Source organism: Pseudonocardia sp. EC080619-01, from assembly GCF_001420995.1.
In the GTDB taxonomy this organism is placed as follows: Bacteria; Actinomycetota; Actinomycetes; order Mycobacteriales; family Pseudonocardiaceae; genus Pseudonocardia.
In genome coordinates this window covers 6,032,232-6,050,481 of record NZ_CP012184.1, presented here as the reverse complement: position 1 = coordinate 6,050,481, position 18,250 = coordinate 6,032,232, and the positions used below count along the sequence as shown (strand labels likewise).

Sequence of the window (18,250 nt, the reverse complement as noted above, 5' to 3'; positions counted from 1 at the left end):
GTAGAGCCCGACGCGGACACCCGCCGTCCTCGACCCGGCGCCTCACCCGGCCCGGCGTACCGGCGGGGGACCGGCCGCCCGCCGCTCCCGTGCCGCGTCGACGAGCGCCCGGGCCAGACGCAGGTCGTCCGGGCTGCGCTCGGGGTGCGACTGCACCCCCATCGCCCAGGCCCCGGACCGGGCCTCCACCGCCTCGACGACGTCCCCGGCGCGGGCGGTGACCCGCAGGCCGTCGGCGACCCGGTCGATCGACTGGTGGTGGTGGCAGCGGACGGTCACCGGGCCGGAGCCGAGCAGCTCCCCGATCCGGGACCCCGGCTCCGTGGTGATCCCGACCGGCGCGTAGGTCCCGGGCCCGGCCGAGTGCGCGGCAGCCACCTCCGGTGCGACGACGTCGGGCAGGTGCTGGTGCAGCGTCCCGCCGAGCGCCACGTTGAGCAGCTGGTGCCCGCGGCACACCCCGAGCACGGGGATGCCCAGCTCCATCGCCCGGCGGACGGCGGCCAGGTCGGCGGCGTCGCGCTCGGTGCGCGGGTCGTCGTCGTGCGGGCCGGGTGCGGCGCCGTAGCGGCCGGCGCCGATGTCCGGCCCGCCGGTGACCAGCAGCCCGTCGCACGACACGGCGGCGTCCGGGGCGTCGGCGGTCGGCGGCAGCAGCACCGGGATCCCGCCCGCCGCGGACACCATGTCGAGGTAGCCGCGGGGGAGCAGGACCGTCTCCTCCTCGTCGACGATCCAGTAGGTGGCGCGCTCGGTGTAGGCGGTCAGCCCGATCAGTGGCCTCACCCGTCGTCACCCCCGCGCAGGACGTCGATGACCTGGTCGCCGTACCGGGCGAGCTTGCCCTCGCCGATCCCGGAGATCGTGCCCAGCGCGGCACGGTCGGCGGGTGCCCGCGTCGCGATCTCGCGCAGCGTCGCGTCGTGGAAGATCACGTAGGCGGGCACGCCCTGCTCCTTCGCCGCCGACGCGCGCCAGGCCCGCAGCCGCTCGAACACCGGCGCGACCTCGGCCGGCATCTCGACCGCCGGCTTCGACCCGCCCCGCGACCGCGACGACCGCGCCGTCCGCTCCGGCTCGGTGCGCAGCATGACCTTCTGCTCGCCGCGCATCGCGGCGGGGGAGTCGTCGGTGAACCGCAGCGTCGAGTAGGTCCCGCCGACGGTCAGCAGCCCGCGCGCGACCAGCTGTCGCAGCACGTTGCGCCACGCGACGTCGGTCAGCTCGGTGCCGACGCCGAACACCGACAGCTCGTGGTGGCGGTGCTGGTCCACCTTCGGGGTGCGCTTGCCGAGCAGGATGTCGACGACCTGCCCGGCGCCGAACTCCTGGTTGCGCTCCTTCTTGAGCCGCCACACCGTCGAGAGGACCTTCTGCGCGGCGACCGTGCCGTCCCACGACGACACCGGCGTCAGGCAGGTGTCGCAGTTGCCGCACGCCTCGGTGGCGGGCCTCTCCCCGAAGTAGCGCAGCAGCTGCGCGCGGCGGCACTCGGTGGTCTCGCACAGCGCGAGCATCGCGTCGAGGTGCTGGGCCAGGCGCCGCTTGTGCGCGGCGTCGCCCTCGCCGTCGTCGATCATCTTCCGTTGCTGGACGACGTCGGCCAGCCCGTAGGCCAGCCACGCCGTCGACGGCTCGCCGTCCCGGCCCGCACGACCGGTCTCCTGGTAGTAGCCCTCGACCGACTTCGGCAGGTCCAGGTGCGCGACGAACCGGACGTCGGGCTTGTCGATCCCCATGCCGAAGGCGATCGTCGCGACCATCACCAGGCCGTCGTCGCGCAGGAAGCGGGACTGGTTGCGGCGGCGGACCTCGGCGTCGAGACCCGCGTGGTAGGGGAGCGCGGCGATCCCCTGCGAGCCGAGGAACTCCGCGGTCTGCTCGACCGACTTGCGGGACAGGCAGTAGACGATGCCTGCGTCACCGGGGTGCTCGGAGCGCAGCAGGTCCAGCAGCTGCTTGCGCGGCTCGTTCTTCGGCGCGATGCGGTACCGGATGTTCGGCCGGTCGAAGCTCGCGACGAAGTGCCGCGCCCCGGTCAGCTGGAGCCGCTGCGCGATCTCGGTGCGGGTGGCGTCGGTGGCGGTCGCGGTGAGCGCGATCCGCGGCACGTCCGGCCAGCGCTTCGGCAGCTCCGAGAGCAGCAGGTAGTCGGGCCGGAAGTCGTGCCCCCACTGCGCGACGCAGTGCGCCTCGTCGATCGCGAAGAGCGCGATCCGGCCGCGCTCGAGCAGGCGCACGGTCGACTCGACCCGCAGCCGCTCCGGGGCGAGGTAGAGCAGGTCCAGCTCGCCGGCGAGGAACTCCTGCTCGGTGAGGCGCCGCTCGTCGGCGTCCTGGGTGGAGTTGAGGAACCCGGCGCGGACGCCGAGCGCCCGCAGCGCGTCCACCTGGTCCTGCATCAGCGCGATCAGCGGCGAGACGACGACGCCGGTGCCGGACCGGGCGAGCGCCGGGACCTGGTAGCAGAGCGACTTCCCGCCACCGGTGGGCATGAGCACCAGCGCGTCGCCGCCGCCGGTGACGTGGGAGACGATCGCCTCCTGGTCACCGCGGAACGCGTCGTAGCCGAACACCCGCCGCAGCACCTCGTGCGGGTCGGACGACCGGACGGGGGCGGGCGCCGCACCGGCCGGTTCCGGCGCCTCCTCGGGCGGGGGCGGGTCCGCCTCGACGTCCTCGGGCTCGGGCGGGAGCGGGATCTCGTCCGGGTCGGAGGTGTCGAACACGGGGTCGATCGTACGAGCCGTGCTCGGCGCCGTCCGCCCGGCTCCGCGGATCCGGCAACGGGCGCCGCGGTGGGGGACTGTGAGCCACCCGGGGCTGCGCCGGGCCGCGCCGGGGTGTAGCAACACGGGAGGGACACGGCGCGCCGGACGGCCTGCGCGCCAGGCACGCGATAAGGACTGATCCGTGAATCTCAAGATCGGGTACAAGGCGTCGGCCGAGCAGTTCGGCCCGCGCGACCTCGTCGAGTACGCGGTACTCGCCGAGGAGCTGGGCCTGGACAGCGTCTGGGCCTCGGACCACTTCCTGCCGTGGCGGCACACCGGCGGGCACGCCCCCGCCGCGCTGCCGTGGATCGCGGCCGTGGGGGAGCGGACGAACCGGGTGCAGATCGGCACCTCGGTGCTCACCCCCACCTTCCGCTACAACGTCGCGGTGCTCGCCCAGGAGTTCGCGACGATGGCGATGCTGACCGGCGGCCGGGTCGCGCTCGGCGTCGGCACCGGCGAGGCGCTCAACGAGATCGCCGTGTCGGGCCGCGAGTGGCCGGAGTTCAAGGAGCGCTTCGCACGGCTACGCGAGGCGGTCCGGCTGATGAAGGCACTGTGGACCGAGGACAGCGTCAGCGTCGAGGGCGACTACTACACCCTCGTCGACGCGATGATCTACGACCGTCCGGAGCAGCCGGTGCCGGTGTACATCGCCGCCGGTGGGCCGATGGTCGCCCGCTACGCGGGCCGGCACGGCGAGGGCTTCATCTGTACCTCCGGCAAGGGCATGGAGCTCTACACCGACAAGCTGCTGCCCGGTGTCCAGGAGGGCGCCGACAAGCAGGGCCGCGACGCGTCGCAGATCGACAAGATGATCGAGATCAAGATCTCCTACGACCGCGACCCGGAGGCGGCCCGGGAGAACTGCCGGTTCTGGGCCCCGCTGTCGCTGACCCCGGACCAGAAGAACTCGGTCGACTCGTCGCGGGAGATGGAGCGGCTCGCCGACGAGCTTCCCATCGAGCAGGTGACCAAGCGCTGGATCGTGGCGTCCGATCCGGACGAGGCCGTCGAGCAGATCAGGCCCTACGTCGACGCCGGCCTGAACCATCTCGTCGTGCACGGCCCGGGGGACGACCAGCGTCGCTTCCTCGGTCAGTTCACCGAGGACGTCCTGCCGAAGCTGCGGGAGCTCGGGTGACGGCGGAGGCGGTCCGGAGGGACGGGCGCGTCCTGCGCTGCCGGATCTCCACCGGCCGGCACGGGGCGCTCGACGGCGCGGTGATGCAGGAGGTCACCGACGCGCTGACGGGGCTGGCCGGGCAGGACCCGGCCGATCCGGGCGCCGTCGGTGCGGTGCTGGTCCACGGCGACGGGGAGAACTTCTGCACCGGGGGCAACGTCCGTGACTTCGCCGCGGCCCCGGACCGGGGCGGCTACGTGCGCGAGGTCGCCGACATCTTCCACGCGCTGCAGCGCCCGCTCGTCGCGAGCCCGGTCCCGACCGTCGCCGCCGTGCGCGGCTGGGCCGCCGGGGCGGGGATGAGCGTGGCGCTGGCCTGCGACCTCGCCGTCGGCGGGCGGTCGACCCGGATGCGTCCCGCCTACCCGGGGATCGGCTTCTCCCCGGACGGCGGGATGACCTGGACGCTGCCCCGGCTGGTCGGCGCGGCCCGGGCCCGCCGGATCCTGCTGACCGACGAGGTGCTCGACGCCGACGCGCTCGACGGGCTCGGACTGCTCGCCTCGGTCGTCGACGACGACGCGGTCGACGACGAGGCCGCGACCCTCGCGCACCGGCTGGCGCAGGGGCCGACGGCGGCGCTGGGCCGCATCCGGGGACTGCTCGGCGGGACCTGGGAGGCCACCCTCGGCGAGCAGCTCGACGCCGAGGCCGCCTCCATCGCCGCCTGCGCGGCCGGGCCGGAGGGCGCGGAGGGGCTGGCGGCGTTCGGCGAGAAGCGGCGCCCGCAGTTCCACTAGCGGCGCCGGGGTGTGGTGTGTCGGGGTGCCGGGTTCAGCGGCCGCTGGCGGGGCTGCCCGCCGCGAGCCGGCGCCCGCGTTGCGCGGGCCGGTGTGCGCCCGGCATCCCGACGCCCCACCGCTGCACCGGGCGGTGCACCCCGGGGCCCAGGGGCCACGCCGAGTCGTAGGGCGCGAGGAGCCGGTCCAGCTCGGAGTCCGGGGTGGCGCCCACGCTGTTGCGGAGCAGCCGCTGGAACTCCTCGTACTCGGCGAGGGCGTCGGCGACGCGGCCGCCGGCGAGCAGGGCCTCGACCAGCGCCCGCCGCGAGCGCTCGCGGCTCGGCGCCGTCCGGACGGCGCGCCGGGCGACGGCGACCGAGTCGTCGTGCCGGTCGGCGGCGCTCAGCGTGGTGGACAGGTTCTCCAGCGCGGAGAGCCGCAGCTGCCGGAACCGCTCCCGCTCGACCACGATCCACGGCGCCGTCCAGGACGGGAGGATGTCGGCCTCGAGCAGGTCGGTCGCCGGGCAGCCGATCTCGCGGACGGTCCGCGCCATCTCCGGTGACGAGAACCCGCGGACCATCAGCAGACCCTCGGCGAGATCGACGGTCACGTCGTCGGCGAGGTGCAGGCGGCCGCGGTCGTCGGCGGTGAGCAGGCCGGGGACGTCGACGCCCGCGACGGCCTCGTCCAGCAGCCGGGCCGCCGGGGCGGGCCCGACGCCGGGCCACAGGTCGGCGGCCATCGCCGCGGTCGGCTGCGGGCGCGGGTGCACGGCCAGGTAGGCCACCAGGCGCCGGGAGTCGACGGGCAGCGGTACGGAGTGGTCGCCGACCCGCAGCCCGAACGCCCCCAGGACGCGGACGTGCAGCGCGGAACCGTCGGTGGGCTCGCTCAGCGTGGACTCACTGGATCGACAGTGATCGTCGTCGGACATGCCGTCTTCCCCGGGTCGGTCGTGACGTGCGGCCCGCACGCGGTTCTGCGCCGGTGCCGGGCGCGCCGCCCGGGCGGGAGGGCCGCGGGGCGCTGTGTGGACACGACGAAACCGCACCAGCACGGACGGCGGGCGGCGTCTCCGTGCGGTGTGCTCGAGGGCCAGGATAGCCGAGGTCGGGCGGGTGCGTGAGATCCGGGTGAGCGAATCGCCACGCACGGCTGCCGGTCGCCGGTGGAGGCGCTGGTCAGGCCCTGGCGAGGAGGCGGACGTGCGTGCCGTCGCGGGCCCGCCACACGTGCAGGCTGTCGCACAGCTGCCGGGCGATCCAGGTGCCCCGCCCGCGCGCCTGCGACGGGTGCGGCGGCGCGAGCCCGATCAGCGGCAGCGTGAGCGCGCCGGTGTCGTGGATCTCGCAGACGAGCTCGCCCGGCCGCGCCCACACCGACAGCCCCGCCTCGGGGGAGCCGTGCTCCACCGCGTTCGTGGCGACCTCGTTGACCGCCTGCACCATGTCCTCGCCGCGGACCGGGTCGAACCGGCAGGCGCGGGCCGCCTCCTCGACCGCGTCGCGGACGCGGGAGAGCTCGAAGGTGTTGTAGTGCAGGCGGACGTCCGGCGGCCCCAGCAGGTGCGGCGGCGCGAAGGGCAGCGCCGCGAGGACGTCGGCGGGGGCGGCGTGCCGCGGGTTCGGCACCCGCTCGCCGCCCCGCAGGTGCAGCGGGTGGTTCGCGAGCGCACCGTCGCCGACCGCGCCGTGCAGCGGCATCCGCGGGTACACGCACAGCTGGGTGACGGGCAGGCCGTCGAGCGAGATGTTCAGCGCGGCCTCGAACTCGACCCAGAAGCCGCCGTCCACCCCGTCCAGCTCGGGGTCGTGTTCCGCGACGACGACCACCGGCCGCCCGGACGACGACAGTGCCCGCAGCTCCCGGGCCCGCCACGCCGCGACGGTCTGGCCCGAGTCGCGGGCCGACCGCGTGAGCGTGGTGAGACGGCCGAGCGCGGCGCCGGTGCCGGCCAGCTCGTCGCGCAGTGCCTGTTCGACCGGCTCGGAGACGGCCAGTGCGATCTGCGCCCCGACGTCGTGGACGGCGGCCGCGGCCTGCGGGGCGACCTTGGCCACGAGCTCCGCCGGGTCGTCGGCGTGCACCAGGACGTGGACGAAACCGGGCGAGCGGGGAGCGGCGTTGATCTGCACGGGCGGCCTCCGGTCACCGGTCGGGCAGGACGGGGACGACCTTCGGCGGCTCGTCGTCGAGCGCCAGCTGCGGGGAGAAGGCCGCCCCGCAGCGCTCCAGGACCCGCTCGACCCGCGGGCGGACCCGGTGCAGGACGAGCCGGTGGGTGGCGGGGAAGCTCTCGGCGGCGTGCACGAACGCCACCGCCGACGCGACGTCGACGAAGCGGACCGAGGCCATGTCCAGCCCGATGTCGGTGGGGGCGTCGGGGGAGCGCAGCACGGCGTCCAGCGACTGGTGCAGCAGCGCGGTGATCTTCGGACGGTTGCTGTGGTCGATCTCGCCGGCCAGCCGGGCGTGCCCGACGCCGAGGCGCACGATCCGCAGCAGCCCGTCGTCGTAGGCGCCGGTCACCGCCAGGTGGTCCCGGTGCAGGGCGCGCATGATGTCGATCTGCTCGTCCGGGAAGTGCTCGTGGTCGTAGGTGCACAGCGCGGTGAGGGAGCCCGAGCTCTCCCGGACCAGCCGCGCCAGCAGCCCGTCGTACTCGGGCAGCGTCGCCGACGCCCCCGCCGCGATGGACGCGTGCATCTGGCCGGTGAGGCGGGTGCCGTGCCAGCCGTCGCGCAGCGACTCCTCGACCTGGCCGGAGACGCCGGCGTGGATGTCGGGGAGCGGCGTGCGGAAGGTCTGCCGGGTGTTCTCCTCCGGCAGGATCAGGAGCTGGCCCCGGCGCAACGGCTCCTCGACGTCGACGCCGTCCTCGGACAGCCTGCGCAGCAGGGTGTCCGCGGCGCCGTCGTCGTCGAAGTAGAGGACCCGCTCACCGAGGTCGAGGCCGTGCGCCACGAACCCGGCCCGGATCTCGCCGAGGTGCTCGAGGCTGTCCGGGACCGCACACACGTGATCGCCGGACGAGAGATCGTCCGCAAGCTTGATCACGATTCACCTGCCGTGACGTGCGCGCGCGGGTGACGCGGGCACGCCCAGTCACGTCGTCCCTGGACGCGACCACCGTACGGACGTCCGAACAGGAGCCCGCAGACCCCGGAGAGTGCCGGGCGCCGAACCGACGGTGAAGCGCGCCGAGCGGCCCGCCACCGGCGGTGAGCCGTGATCGTGGCGGGCCGCCCGTGTCCGTTCGCCGCGCGCCGGTGCTCCGGACGGACGAGCGGCGGTGTCCCGGGTACGGGCGCTCAGGACCTGCTGGTGACGTCCACCGAGGTCGTGGCGCTGCCCTTGATCGTCTGCAGCACCACGCAGTACCGCTCGGTGAGCTTGATCAGGGTGGCGATCTTCTCGTCGTCGGCCCCCGGCGCGTCGATGTCGAAGGTCAGCCGGATGTCGCGGAACCCGACGGGCGCGTCCTTGACGACGCCGAGCGTGCCGCGGAAGTCGAGGTCGCCCTCGGCCCGCACCGAGCCCGTCACGTCCAGCTCCAGCGCGGTCGCGACCGCCTGGAGGGTGACGCCGGAGCAGGCGACGAGCGCCTCGAGGAGCATGTCGCCGGAGCACAGCTGCGTGCCGTCGCCACCGGTGGCCGGGTGCAGGCCGGCCTCGGCGAGCGCCTGCCCGGTCGTCACCTTGCAGGAGACGCCGGCGCCCAGCTCGCCGTCCGCCTTCAGCGTCACGACGGCGGCCTCGGGGTCGTCGCGGTACTGCTGCTTCAGCGGGGCCTGGATGTCCTTCAGCGATGTGGTGTTCGAGTCCGTCACGCCCTCCATCCTCACCCCACCGTCCGCTCCGGTACAGCGCGGAGGGGCGTCTAGGCTGACCACGTGGGCGGGGAGTCGGACACGGGCAGGGCCGCAGCCGTGCGGCGGAACGCCCGCGAGACGGTGCGGGAGGCGCGCGACACGGTGCGCGTCACCGTCCGGGACTCGGTCCACGAGGTCGCGGGCCCGCCCACCGCCGACGACCGGCTGTGGACCGTCCCGAACGCGCTCAGCGTGCTGCGCCTGCTCGGCGTCCCGCTGTTCCTCTGGCTGATGCTCGGCCCGGAGGCCGACGTCTGGGCCGTCACCGTGCTGGCGATCGGCGGCTTCACCGACTGGCTCGACGGCAAGCTCGCGCGGGTCCTGGACCAGTACAGCCGGCTCGGCGCGATGCTCGACCCGGCGGTCGACCGCCTCTACATCCTGGCCGCTCTGGTGGGGCTGGCGATCCGCGGGCTCGTCCCGTGGTGGGTGGTGGCCGCGCTGGTGGCGCGCGACGTCGTGCTCGCCGCCTGCGTGCTCGTGATGCGCCGCCGCGGGTGGGCGCCGTTCGAGGTCGTCTACCTCGGCAAGGCGGCGACGTTCGTGCTCCTCTACGCCTTCCCGCTGCTGCTGCTCGGCGACGGGCCGACCCCCGCGGAGTCCGTCGTGGCCGTGATCGCGCACGCCTTCGCGATCTGGGGCGTCGCGCTCTACCTCTGGACCGGGGTCCTCTACCTCGCGCAGTTCGTGCTGGCGATGCGCCGCCCGTCGCCGGCCGGTCCCGCTGCGCGCACCCGGTTCGATCACGGCGGCGCGGGGGGCTAGGCTCGCCGCGTGAGCTCGGAGATTCCGTCGGACCTGACCTACACCGAAGCCCACGAGTGGGTACGTGAGACCGGGGACGGGGTGGTCCGGATCGGTATCACCGACCATGCCCAGTCCCAGCTCGGCGACGTCGTGTTCGTCCAGCTGCCCACGGTGGGCGAGACCGTGACCGCGGGCGACACCATGGGCGAGGTCGAGTCGACCAAGTCGGTGTCGGACATCTACGCGCCGGTGGCCGGCGAGGTGGTGGCCGTCAACGAGTCGCTCGAGGGCGCCCCGGAGCTGGTCAACTCGGGCCCCTACGGCGACGGGTGGCTGGTGGACGTGCGCCTGGCCGACGGCGGGCTGCCCGAGGGGCTGCTCGACGCGGAGGCCTACCGGCAGCTGGCAGACGGTTCCTGACCCGTTCCGCCGTGCCTGCCGGACCGGTAGTTTCGAATCCCCTGACAACGCCGCTGATCATCGCCCGGACCACGTCCGGGACCCGTTTCCTACAGGAGGAGACCCCGACGTGACCACGAACGACCCGCGCGACGTGCCACCGGAGCGCGCACCGGAGACCACGTCGGTGTTCCGGGCTGACTTCCTCGCCGACGTGGAGCAGCCGAGCGCGGAGCCGGCCGTCTCCGGTGTCGACGGTCTGCCCGCCGGGTCGGCGTTGCTCGTCGTCCGGCGCGGCCCGAACGCCGGTTCGCGCTTCCTGCTCGACGTGCCGACCACGAGCGCGGGCCGGCACCCGGACAGCGACATCTTCCTCGACGACGTGACCGTCTCCCGGCGGCACGCGGAGTTCCGCCGTGACGCCGGCGAGTTCGTCGTCGTCGACGTCGGCAGCCTCAACGGCACCTACGTCAACCGCGAGCCGGTCGACACGGCCGTGCTCGCGAACGGCGACGAGGTGCAGATCGGCAAGTTCCGGCTGGTCTTCCTGACCGGTCCGCGCGAGCCCGGCCAGGGCTGATCCCGCACGACGTGCGGGCGGGCGGATGTCGAGCCGACACGCCGCGCGCGACGGCCGTGTGACGATCGTCGAAAGGACGTCGTCACACCCCGTCCGGAGGCGGGCGTGGACGGCCCCGCCCGTGTAGCGTCGGAGCGTGTCGGTGGTGGGAGCGGAAGTGACCACACGGACCAGGGCGAGCAAGGCGATCCGGGCGGCCGGGGTGGCGGGTACACCCGGGCCGGCCGACAGGCCCGCAAGGGCCGGGGAGGCGGGCTGATGAGCGAGATGCGCGTCGTGGGCGTCCGGGTCGAACTCCCGGCGAACCAGCCGATCCTGCTGCTGCGGGAGACCAACGGGGACCGTTACCTCCCGATCTGGATCGGGTCCGTGGAGGCGACGGCGATAGCCCTGGAGCAGCAGGGCGTGAAGCCGGCGCGGCCGCTCACCCACGATCTCCTCAAGGACGTGATCGGTGCGCTCGGCCGTCGGCTGGAGCAGGTCCGGGTGACGGACCTCCAGGAGGGCACCTTCTACGCCGAGCTGATCTTCGACGGCGGCGTGACCGTCTCCGCACGACCGAGTGACTCGATCGCGCTGGCGCTGCGCACCGGGGTCCCGGTGCACGCCGACGAGAGCGTCCTCGCCGAGGCCGGGCTCGTCATCCCGGACGAGCAGGAGGACGAGGTCGAGAAGTTCCGCGAGTTCCTCGACTCCGTCTCGCCGGAGGACTTCCGCGGCGCCCAGCCGGGCTGAGAGCGACCGTTCGGCGCGGCCGGCGACCGCCGGCCGTGCTCCGTCCGGCCGAGGGACGTGGGTCCCGCGCCGTCCGGTACGCCCGTGTCGGCGAGCCGCGTTGACCACCCCGTCCGCCGGGCCTACCGTCATCACTACTGATGACATCCGTGGAACTCCTCGGGCACCCAGAGTGATGTGGTACCGGAGGGGAGCGCGGTGCGGCCGACCGAGGGAGACCACGCGGTGCAGACGCCACCACCCGAGGGGCCGGGACAGGGAGAGCTGTTCCCGGACCCGCTCGTCGGTGACGGGCTCGACGGGGTGCCCGACAGCCTCGTCGGCTTCCGCGGCCCGACCGCGTGCCAGGTCGTGGGGATCACCTACCGGCAGCTCGACTACTGGGCCCGCACGGGTCTGGTCGTGCCGTCGATAAGAGGTGCGGCCGGATCGGGCAGCCAGCGGCTGTACTCCTTCAAGGACGTCCTCGTCCTGAAGATCGTCAAGCGCCTGCTCGACGCGGGTGTGTCACTCCAGAACATCCGGATCGCCGTGGAGCACCTGCGCCGGCGGGGCATCCGGGACCTGGCCGGCATCACGCTGTTCTCGGACGGAACGACCGTCTACGAGTGCACCTCGCCGGAGGAGGTCGTCGATCTCCTCCAGGGTGGCCAGGGCGTCTTCGGCATCGCCGTCTCCGGTGCGATGCGCGAGATCACCGGTGTGATCAAGGATTTCCCGGCGGAGCGCGCCGACGGCGGCACCGTCGACGAGTCCCCGGAGGACGAGCTCGCCCGCAGGCGGTCCCGCCGCGCGATCTCCTGAGTCCTGCACGGCCCCGGGTCACGCCACCGAGCGGAACGGGTCGTGCTCGGACAGGAGCTTCTCCATCCGCGCCTGGTCTACCCGGTTGACCACGGTCAGGCTCTCCTGGCGGTCCCGCACGCACTTGGCGAGGGTGAACGCGGACGTGATCGCGTAGAGGACGGCGATCGCGAGGAACGCCTTCACCCACCCGTCGACGGGCAGGTAGACGGTCCCGATCACGACGGCGGCCAGCGACACGCCGAAGGACAGGACCGACTGCATGTGGAAGGCCGCGGTGGTCGCGGGCGTGGTGGTCGCGCTGCTGGTGTTCGACATGCACGGAAGTGTGACGAGCACCGGCGGGCGCCGGCGCCGTGAAAGTACGGAGAAGACGGGTACCCTGTTGCCGGTAGTCGTTGACGCCGTGCGGGAGAGACCCGGTGCAGGAGGCCGGGCGCCGAAGGAGCAAATCCCTTCCCGGAATCTCTCAGGCACACGGACCGTACGGTCGAGACGCCTCTGGAAAGCGACGGGCCACCACGGGGAGGTCCGTCCGCCGACGGGGAAAGCCCGAAGCCTCGGGTGAATCTCTCAGGCGCCCGCCACCGCGGGTACGGACAGAGGGGGAGGGGCGTGACCGCCCTGTCCCCGGCCTGACCGAGTAGTACCCCGGAGGCGCCGTGAGCCCGACCCCGCAGCAGGACCGCCCGACCCTCGCCGAGCTCGAGCACGGGTTGCCGTTCGCCGAGCGCCACATCGGCCCGCGCCCCGACGAGCTGGCGCGGATGCTCGAGGCACTCGGCGTCGACTCCCTCGACGCTCTCGCCGGCCGGGCCCTGCCCGACGCGATCCGTGACCCCGAGCCGGTCGGCGCCTCGCTGCCGGCCCCGGAGAACGAGGCCGGGATGCTCGCCGAGCTGCGGGAGCTGGCCGACCGGAACACGGTCACCGTCCCGATGATCGGGCTCGGCTACCACGGGACCCGCACACCGTCGGTGATCCGCCGGAACGTGCTGGAGAACCCCGCCTGGTACACCGCCTACACGCCGTACCAGCCGGAGATCAGCCAGGGCCGGCTGGAGGCGCTGCTGGCGTTCCAGACGATGGTGTCCGACCTGACCGGCCTGCCGGTCGCCGGGGCGTCGCTGCTCGACGAGGCGACCGCGGCGGCCGAGGCGATGACCCTGCTGCGGCGCGCCGGGCGCTCGAAGAGCCCGCGGTTCGTCGTCGATGCCGACACCCTCCCGCAGACCCTCGACGTGCTCCGCACCCGTGCCGAGCCGCTGGGCATCGAGCTCGTCGTCACCGACCTGACCGGCGGCCTTCCCGACGGTGAGTTCTTCGGTGCGCTGCTGTCGTACCCCGGGGCGTCCGGGCGGGTCGCGGACCCGTCCGCGCTGGTCGCCGAGGCGCACGAGCGGGGCGCGCTGGTCGCCGTCGCGTCGGACCTGCTCTCGCTGACGCTGCTGACCCCGCCCGGCGAGTTCGGGGCGGACGCCGCGGTCGGCTCCACCCAGCGCTTCGGTGTCCCGCTCGGGTTCGGCGGACCGCACGCCGCGTACCTGTCGGTCGGGCAGAAGCACGCGCGCCAGCTGCCGGGGCGCCTGGTGGGCGTGTCCCGCGACGCCGACGGCAACTACGCGCTGCGCCTCGCGCTGCAGACCCGCGAGCAGCACATCCGCCGTGAGAAGGCGACGTCGAACATCTGCACCGCGCAGGTCCTGCTGGCGGTGATGGCGGCCTGCTACGGCGTCTACCACGGCCCCGAGGGGCTCCGCTCGATCGCGACCCGCACGCACCGGATGGCCGCGGTGCTGGCCGGCGGGCTGCGCGAGGGTGGCGTGGAGATCGTGCACGACGCCTTCTTCGACACGGTGCTGGCCCGGGTGCCCGGGCGGGCGACGGCCGTCGTCGGCGCCGCGCACGACGCCGGCATCGCGCTCCGGCAGGTCTCCGACGACGAGGTGGGTGTGTCCACCTCGGAGATCACCACCGTCGCCCACCTGCAGGCGGTGTGGGAGGCGTTCGGGGTGACCGTCGGCGACGTCGCGGCCCTCGATGCGGCCACCGCCGACGCCGTGCCCGGTGGGCTGGTGCGGACCAGCGAGTACCTGACGCACCGGACGTTCCACGAGTTCCGGTCGGAGACCGCGCTGATGCGGTGGCTGCGCCGCCTCGCCGACGCCGACCTGGCGCTCGACCGCGCCATGATCCCGCTCGGCTCGTGCACGATGAAGCTCAACGCCGCCGCCGAGATGGAGGCGGTGACCTGGCCGCAGTTCTCGGACCTGCACCCGTTCGCGCCGGAGGCCGACACCGCCGGGTCCCGCGAGATGATCGCGCAGCTCGAGGGCTGGCTGGCCGACCTGACCGGGTACACCGCCGTCTCCCTGCAGCCGAACGCGGGCAGCCAGGGCGAGCTCGCCGGGCTCCTCGCGATCGCCGCCTACCACCGCTCGCGGGGGGACGACGAGCGCGACGTCTGCCTGATCCCGGCGTCCGCGCACGGTACGAACGCCGCCTCGGCGATCATGGCCGGGATGCGGGTGGTCGTCGTCGGGACCGACGCGCAGGGCGACGTCGACCTCGCCGACCTGCGGTCGAAGATCGCCGAGCACGGCGACCGGCTGGCCGCACTGATGATCACCTACCCGTCGACGCACGGGGTCTACGAGGCGCAGGTCCGCGACGTCTGCGGCGCCGTGCACGAGGCAGGCGGCCAGGTCTACGTCGACGGCGCGAACCTCAACGCGCTGGTCGGGGTGGCCCGGCCGGGCGCCTTCGGCGGCGACGTCAGCCACCTGAACCTGCACAAGACGTTCTGCATCCCGCACGGCGGCGGCGGTCCGGGTGTCGGGCCGGTCGCGGTGGCCGAGCACCTGGTCCCGTTCCTGCCGGGTCGCGGCGAGGTCGGGCCGGTCTCCGCGGCGCGCTACGGCAGCCCGGGCGTCCTGCCGATCTCCTGGGCCTACCTGCGGATGATGGGTCTCGACGGGCTGCGCCGGGCCACGTTGACCGCCGTCGCGGCCGCGAACTACGTCGCGAAGCGGCTGGCGGAGCACTACCCGGTGCTGTACTCGGGGACCGACGGCGCGGTCGCCCACGAGTGCATCCTCGACCTGCGGACGATCACCAAGGACACCGGCGTGACGGTCGACGACGTCGCCAAGCGCCTGATCGACCACGGCATCCACGCCCCGACCATGTCCTTCCCGGTCGCCGGGACCCTGATGGTCGAGCCCACCGAGTCCGAGGACCTGCCGGAGATCGAGCGGTTCGTGCAGGCGATGATCTCGATCAAGGGCGAGATCGACCGGGTCGCGGCCGGGGAGTGGCCCGCCGACGACAACCCGCTGCGCAACGCCCCGCACACCGCGGCCTGCCTCGCCGACGACAAGTGGGACCACCCCTACCCGCGGGAGCTCGCCGCGTACCCGGCCGGCCAGACCCCGGGCGTGCACGACCGCAAGGTGTGGCCGCCGGTCCGCCGGATCGACGGCGCGCACGGCGACCGCAACCTGGTCTGCTCCTGCCCGCCGCCGGAGGCGTTCGCCTGATCCGCTCCGGGCCCCGGCCGCCGCGCGGCCGGGGCCCGTTTCAGGACGGTGCGGGTGACCGCGCCAGCCGGGAGCGGCGGTGGGCGGCCATCCGGACGGGCGCGTCGGTCCAGCCGTGGCCGTCGTGGGTGCCGGTGCGCTGGACGAGGGCGAGGAACAGGCGCCCGCCGAGCAGCTCGGTACAGACCTGCAGGTAGTCGCCCCCGGCGTCGCGTTCGTGCAGGACACCGAGGTCGCGGTAGGCGGAGATCGTGGGTCCGGGCAGGTCGAGGCGGGCGGCGAGGTCGTCGTGGTAGTTGCCCGGTACGGGCAGCAGGGGGACCCCGGCGTCGCGGGCGGCGGCCGCGGTGGCGAGGACGTCGTCGCAGGCGAGGGCGACGTACTGGGGGTCGGCGACGCCGGGACCCCACTCGCCGCGGCGCAGCAGGGACACGGTGAGCGCGATCCGGACGCGGCGGGCGTCGTCGGCCAGGGCGCGGCTGCGGACCAGGCCGAACGGGGCGGCGTACTCGCCGTCGGCGACGGTGCCGAGTCCGAGGACGGTGCGGTGGAACAGCACGGCCTCGTCGAACGCGTCATAGGGCTGGGTCAGTCCGATGTGGTCGATCGCGTGGATGCCGGTGCCGGGCACCGGGGGCTCGTCGACGGTGACGAAGTCGTGGGCCCAGCTCGTGGGCGAGTCGGTGCGGCAGAGGAACACCGAGGTGCCGTCGGGCGCGGAGATCTCGGCGAGATCGGCCTCGCCGGGGCCGGTGGCCCGGGGCAGCGGGGGTGCGCAGAGCCGGGCGGCGCGGCGGGCCGAGGCGGTGGGGTCGGCCGAGTCGAGGGCGATCGCGGCGACGGCGCTGCCGGTGCCGGGGTGCGGGCCGGCGGCGTTGACCAGCAGTGTGGCGTCGCCCTGCCGGTAGCGCTCGACCTGTTTGGTGCGGTGGACCCCGGTGCGGCTGAACCCGAGGGCGCGCAGCACGCGGCCCAGCTCGGGTCCGGCGGCGAGCTCGACGAACGCCGGCCCGCCGAGCCGTGGTGCGGGTGTGGCGACCGGGTCGGTGCCGGTGCCGCCGGTGCCGTGGTGGGCGGTGGCCTCGGCCAGCGCGATCAGGGACCGGCGGGCGTCGACGGCGGTGCGGACGGGGTCGGCCTGGCGGAAGACGTCGTTGAACACCTCCAGCGACAGCGGGCCGCTGTAGCCCGCGGCCAGGACGGGTGCGAGGAAGGCGGGCAGGTCGAAGCCGCCCTGGCCGGGGAACAACCGGTGGTGGCGGCTCCAGGACAGCACGTCCATCGAGAGCTCGCGGGCGTCGGCGAGCTGGAGGAAGAACAGCTTGTCGCCGGGGACGCCGGCGATCGGGGCGGGATCGGAGCCGCGGGCCAGGACGTGGAAGGAGTCCAGGCACAGTCCGAGTGCGGGGTGGTCGGCGGCGGCCACGGCGGCCCAGGAGGCGTCCCAGGTGTCGACGTGGCGGCCCCACGCCAGGGCCTCGTAGGCGATCCGGATGCCGCGGTCCTGGGCGCGGCCGGCGAGGGTGTGCAGCTGTGCGGCGAGCCGGTCGGTGCCGGCGACGGCGTCCGGAGCGACCGAGGAGCAGACGAGCACCGTGTCGGCGCCGAGGCCGGCCATCACGTCGAAGGTGGCCTCGGCCCGGCGCAGGTTGGCGGCGAACCGGTCCGGGTCGGTGGAGTCGATGTCGCGCAGCGGCTGGTAGAGGTCGACCGAGAGGCCCAGGTCGCGGCAGCGCTCGCCGATCGCGGCGGGCGGCAGCGGGTCGGCGACCAGGTCCGGGGCGAAGATCTCCACGCCGCCGAACCCGGCGGTCGCGGCGGCGGCGAGCTTGTCCTCCAGGGTGCCGGACAGGCACACGGTGGCCAGCGCGAGCCGGGGGACCTCAGGCGACACGCTCGGCCTCCTGCTCGGCGGTGACGAGCTCGGCCAGGTGCTCCAGCATCCGCGCCGGGTCCGGCGCGTGCCCGGTGAACAGCCGGAACGCCTCGGCCGCCTGGTGCACGGCCATCCGGCCGCCGTCGACGGTGCGGCAGCCCGCCGCACGGGCGGTGCGCAGCAGCTCGGTGTCCAGCGGCCGGTAGACGATCTCGGCGACCCACGGGCGCCCGGCGAGCAGCGCGGCGTCGCACGGCAGGCCGGGGTGGTCGGCCATCCCGACCGGTGTCGCGTGCACCAGGCCGTCGGCGCCGGGGAGGAGCCCGTCCAGCTCGGCCCGCGGGCGCCCGGTCGCGGTGGCGCCGTCGCGGAGGTGCGGGGCGAGCAGCCGGGCGAGGCAGGCCGCCCGGTCGGCGTCGACGTCGACGACGTGCAGCTCGCGGACGCCCTCCCGGGCGAGCGCGTACCCGGCGGCCGCCCCGGCGCCGCCTGCACCGAGCAGCACGACGCGTCCGGCCCCGGCGCCGGGGAGCCCGTCGCGCAGGCCGTCGCGGAATCCGGTCCAGTCGGTGTTGTGCCCGGTCAGGGAGCCGTCGGTGCCGACGACGACGGTGTTCACCGCGCCGATCGCCGCCGCGTCGGGGGACAGGGTGTCGAGGTGCCGGATCACCTCTTGCTTGCAGGGGTGGGTGATGTTGACACCGGCGTAGCCCTCGGCGCGGGCCCGGTGGAGCAGCTCGCCGACGTCGGACGGCGCGGCACCGAGCGCGCCGAGGTCCCAGCGCCGGTAGCGCAGGGGCACGCCGAGTGCGGCAGCCTCCCGCTCGTGCAGCGCCGGGGACAGCGACGGTCCGATCCCGGCGCCGATCAACCCGGTCCGGACGGTCCCGGTGGCGGTCTGGCTGCTCTGCACACGTCCTCCTCGGCTTATGTACCGTACGGTTAGTTGTACCGGACAGTGCGCGCGTCGGCCAGTCCCGGCCCGGCGCGGTCCGTAGAGTCCGGCCCGACGA

General features: G+C 74.3%; 17 protein-coding genes and 1 riboswitch. Of the genes, 8 read left to right on the top strand and 9 right to left on the bottom strand.

The features are described 5' to 3' along the window. Positions 1-42: 42 nt before the first annotated feature. Positions 43-786, bottom strand: coding sequence for a gamma-glutamyl-gamma-aminobutyrate hydrolase family protein (locus AD017_RS27845; RefSeq protein WP_060576097.1), 744 nt, complete (start codon positions 784-786; stop codon positions 43-45). Beyond that, entirely contained in the window at positions 783-2,588 is a 1,806-nt protein-coding gene (gene recQ / locus AD017_RS27840) for a DNA helicase RecQ (RefSeq protein WP_060576659.1), read from the bottom strand. The genes AD017_RS27845 and recQ overlap by 4 nt, the downstream gene beginning before the upstream one ends. Positions 2,589-2,913: 325 nt before the next feature. Here recQ and fgd point away from each other — a divergent pair, with 325 nt between their 5' ends. Beyond that, the gene (fgd, locus tag AD017_RS27835; RefSeq protein WP_010235633.1) at positions 2,914-3,918 is read left to right on the top strand and encodes a glucose-6-phosphate dehydrogenase (coenzyme-F420); all 1,005 of its coding nucleotides are present in this window, start codon (positions 2,914-2,916) and stop codon (positions 3,916-3,918) included. Continuing rightward, complete coding sequence (locus AD017_RS27830) at positions 3,915-4,700, top strand: enoyl-CoA hydratase/isomerase family protein (RefSeq protein WP_060576096.1); 786 nt, start codon at positions 3,915-3,917, stop codon at positions 4,698-4,700. Before fgd ends, AD017_RS27830 begins: the two co-directional genes overlap by 4 nt. A gap of 34 nt (positions 4,701-4,734) precedes the next feature. On the opposite strand, the gene AD017_RS27825 is transcribed toward AD017_RS27830, so the two are convergent. The 4 genes from AD017_RS27825 to AD017_RS27810 all read right to left on the bottom strand — a co-directional run bounded on the left by AD017_RS27825 (position 4,735) and on the right by AD017_RS27810 (position 8,524). Beyond that, complete coding sequence (locus tag AD017_RS27825; RefSeq protein ID WP_060576095.1) at positions 4,735-5,619, bottom strand: BTAD domain-containing putative transcriptional regulator; 885 nt, start codon at positions 5,617-5,619, stop codon at positions 4,735-4,737. Between the two features lie 247 nt (positions 5,620-5,866). Then, entirely contained in the window at positions 5,867-6,820 is a 954-nt protein-coding gene (locus AD017_RS27820) for an ATP-binding protein (RefSeq protein ID WP_010224682.1), read from the bottom strand. A 13-nt stretch (positions 6,821-6,833) separates the two neighbouring features. Continuing rightward, complete coding sequence (locus AD017_RS27815; protein ID WP_010224684.1) at positions 6,834-7,742, bottom strand: MEDS domain-containing protein; 909 nt, start codon at positions 7,740-7,742, stop codon at positions 6,834-6,836. Between the two features lie 254 nt (positions 7,743-7,996). Next, positions 7,997-8,524 (bottom strand): OsmC family protein, encoded by a 528-nt coding sequence (locus AD017_RS27810; protein ID WP_010224686.1) that lies wholly within the window; start codon positions 8,522-8,524, stop codon positions 7,997-7,999. A 54-nt stretch (positions 8,525-8,578) separates the two neighbouring features. On the opposite strand from AD017_RS27810, the gene AD017_RS27805 reads away from it, so the two are divergent. The 5 genes from AD017_RS27805 to AD017_RS27785 all read left to right on the top strand — a co-directional run bounded on the left by AD017_RS27805 (position 8,579) and on the right by AD017_RS27785 (position 11,822). Then, positions 8,579-9,322 (top strand): CDP-alcohol phosphatidyltransferase family protein, encoded by a 744-nt coding sequence (locus AD017_RS27805; RefSeq protein ID WP_174521773.1) that lies wholly within the window; start codon positions 8,579-8,581, stop codon positions 9,320-9,322. 9 nt (positions 9,323-9,331) lie between these two features. Next, a complete protein-coding gene (gene gcvH / locus AD017_RS27800; RefSeq protein WP_010224689.1) occupies positions 9,332-9,724 on the top strand; it encodes a glycine cleavage system protein GcvH in 393 nt (130 codons plus the stop codon). 109 nt (positions 9,725-9,833) lie between these two features. Beyond that, complete coding sequence (gene garA, locus AD017_RS27795) at positions 9,834-10,283, top strand: glycogen accumulation regulator GarA (RefSeq protein WP_010224691.1); 450 nt, start codon at positions 9,834-9,836, stop codon at positions 10,281-10,283. 258 nt (positions 10,284-10,541) lie between these two features. Further along, on the top strand, positions 10,542-11,018 hold the full coding sequence (locus AD017_RS27790) for a bifunctional nuclease family protein (RefSeq protein ID WP_010224693.1): 477 nt from the start codon (positions 10,542-10,544) through the stop codon (positions 11,016-11,018). 225 nt (positions 11,019-11,243) lie between these two features. Further along, on the top strand, positions 11,244-11,822 hold the full coding sequence (locus AD017_RS27785) for a MerR family transcriptional regulator (RefSeq protein WP_369821655.1): 579 nt from the start codon (positions 11,244-11,246) through the stop codon (positions 11,820-11,822). Between the two features lie 18 nt (positions 11,823-11,840). Here AD017_RS27785 and AD017_RS27780 read toward each other — a convergent pair whose 3' ends face one another. Further along, complete coding sequence (locus AD017_RS27780) at positions 11,841-12,140, bottom strand: YiaA/YiaB family inner membrane protein (protein WP_010224698.1); 300 nt, start codon at positions 12,138-12,140, stop codon at positions 11,841-11,843. An 81-nt stretch (positions 12,141-12,221) separates the two neighbouring features. Continuing rightward, positions 12,222-12,317, top strand: a riboswitch (glycine riboswitch). A 167-nt stretch (positions 12,318-12,484) separates the two neighbouring features. Here AD017_RS27780 and gcvP point away from each other — a divergent pair. Further along, a complete protein-coding gene (gcvP, locus tag AD017_RS27775; protein ID WP_060576093.1) occupies positions 12,485-15,361 on the top strand; it encodes an aminomethyl-transferring glycine dehydrogenase in 2,877 nt (958 codons plus the stop codon). Between the two features lie 40 nt (positions 15,362-15,401). On the opposite strand, the gene AD017_RS27770 is transcribed toward gcvP, so the two are convergent. Both AD017_RS27770 and AD017_RS27765 read right to left on the bottom strand, forming a co-directional pair. Next, entirely contained in the window at positions 15,402-17,255 is a 1,854-nt protein-coding gene (locus tag AD017_RS27770) for a bifunctional sugar phosphate isomerase/epimerase/4-hydroxyphenylpyruvate dioxygenase family protein (protein WP_060576092.1), read from the bottom strand. Then, complete coding sequence (locus AD017_RS27765; protein WP_060576091.1) at positions 17,245-18,150, bottom strand: shikimate dehydrogenase; 906 nt, start codon at positions 18,148-18,150, stop codon at positions 17,245-17,247. The genes AD017_RS27770 and AD017_RS27765 overlap by 11 nt, the downstream gene beginning before the upstream one ends. Positions 18,151-18,250 lie beyond the last annotated feature (100 nt).

Coding starts and splice junctions, on each gene's coding strand:
- AD017_RS27825 (WP_060576095.1), bottom strand. CDS start 5,619: ATGTCCGACGACGATCACTGTCGATCCAGTGAGTCCACGCTGAGCGAG.
- AD017_RS27810 (WP_010224686.1), bottom strand. CDS start 8,524: ATGGAGGGCGTGACGGACTCGAACACCACATCGCTGAAGGACATCCAG.
- AD017_RS27790 (WP_010224693.1), top strand. CDS start 10,542: ATGAGCGAGATGCGCGTCGTGGGCGTCCGGGTCGAACTCCCGGCGAAC.
- AD017_RS27780 (WP_010224698.1), bottom strand. CDS start 12,140: ATGTCGAACACCAGCAGCGCGACCACCACGCCCGCGACCACCGCGGCC.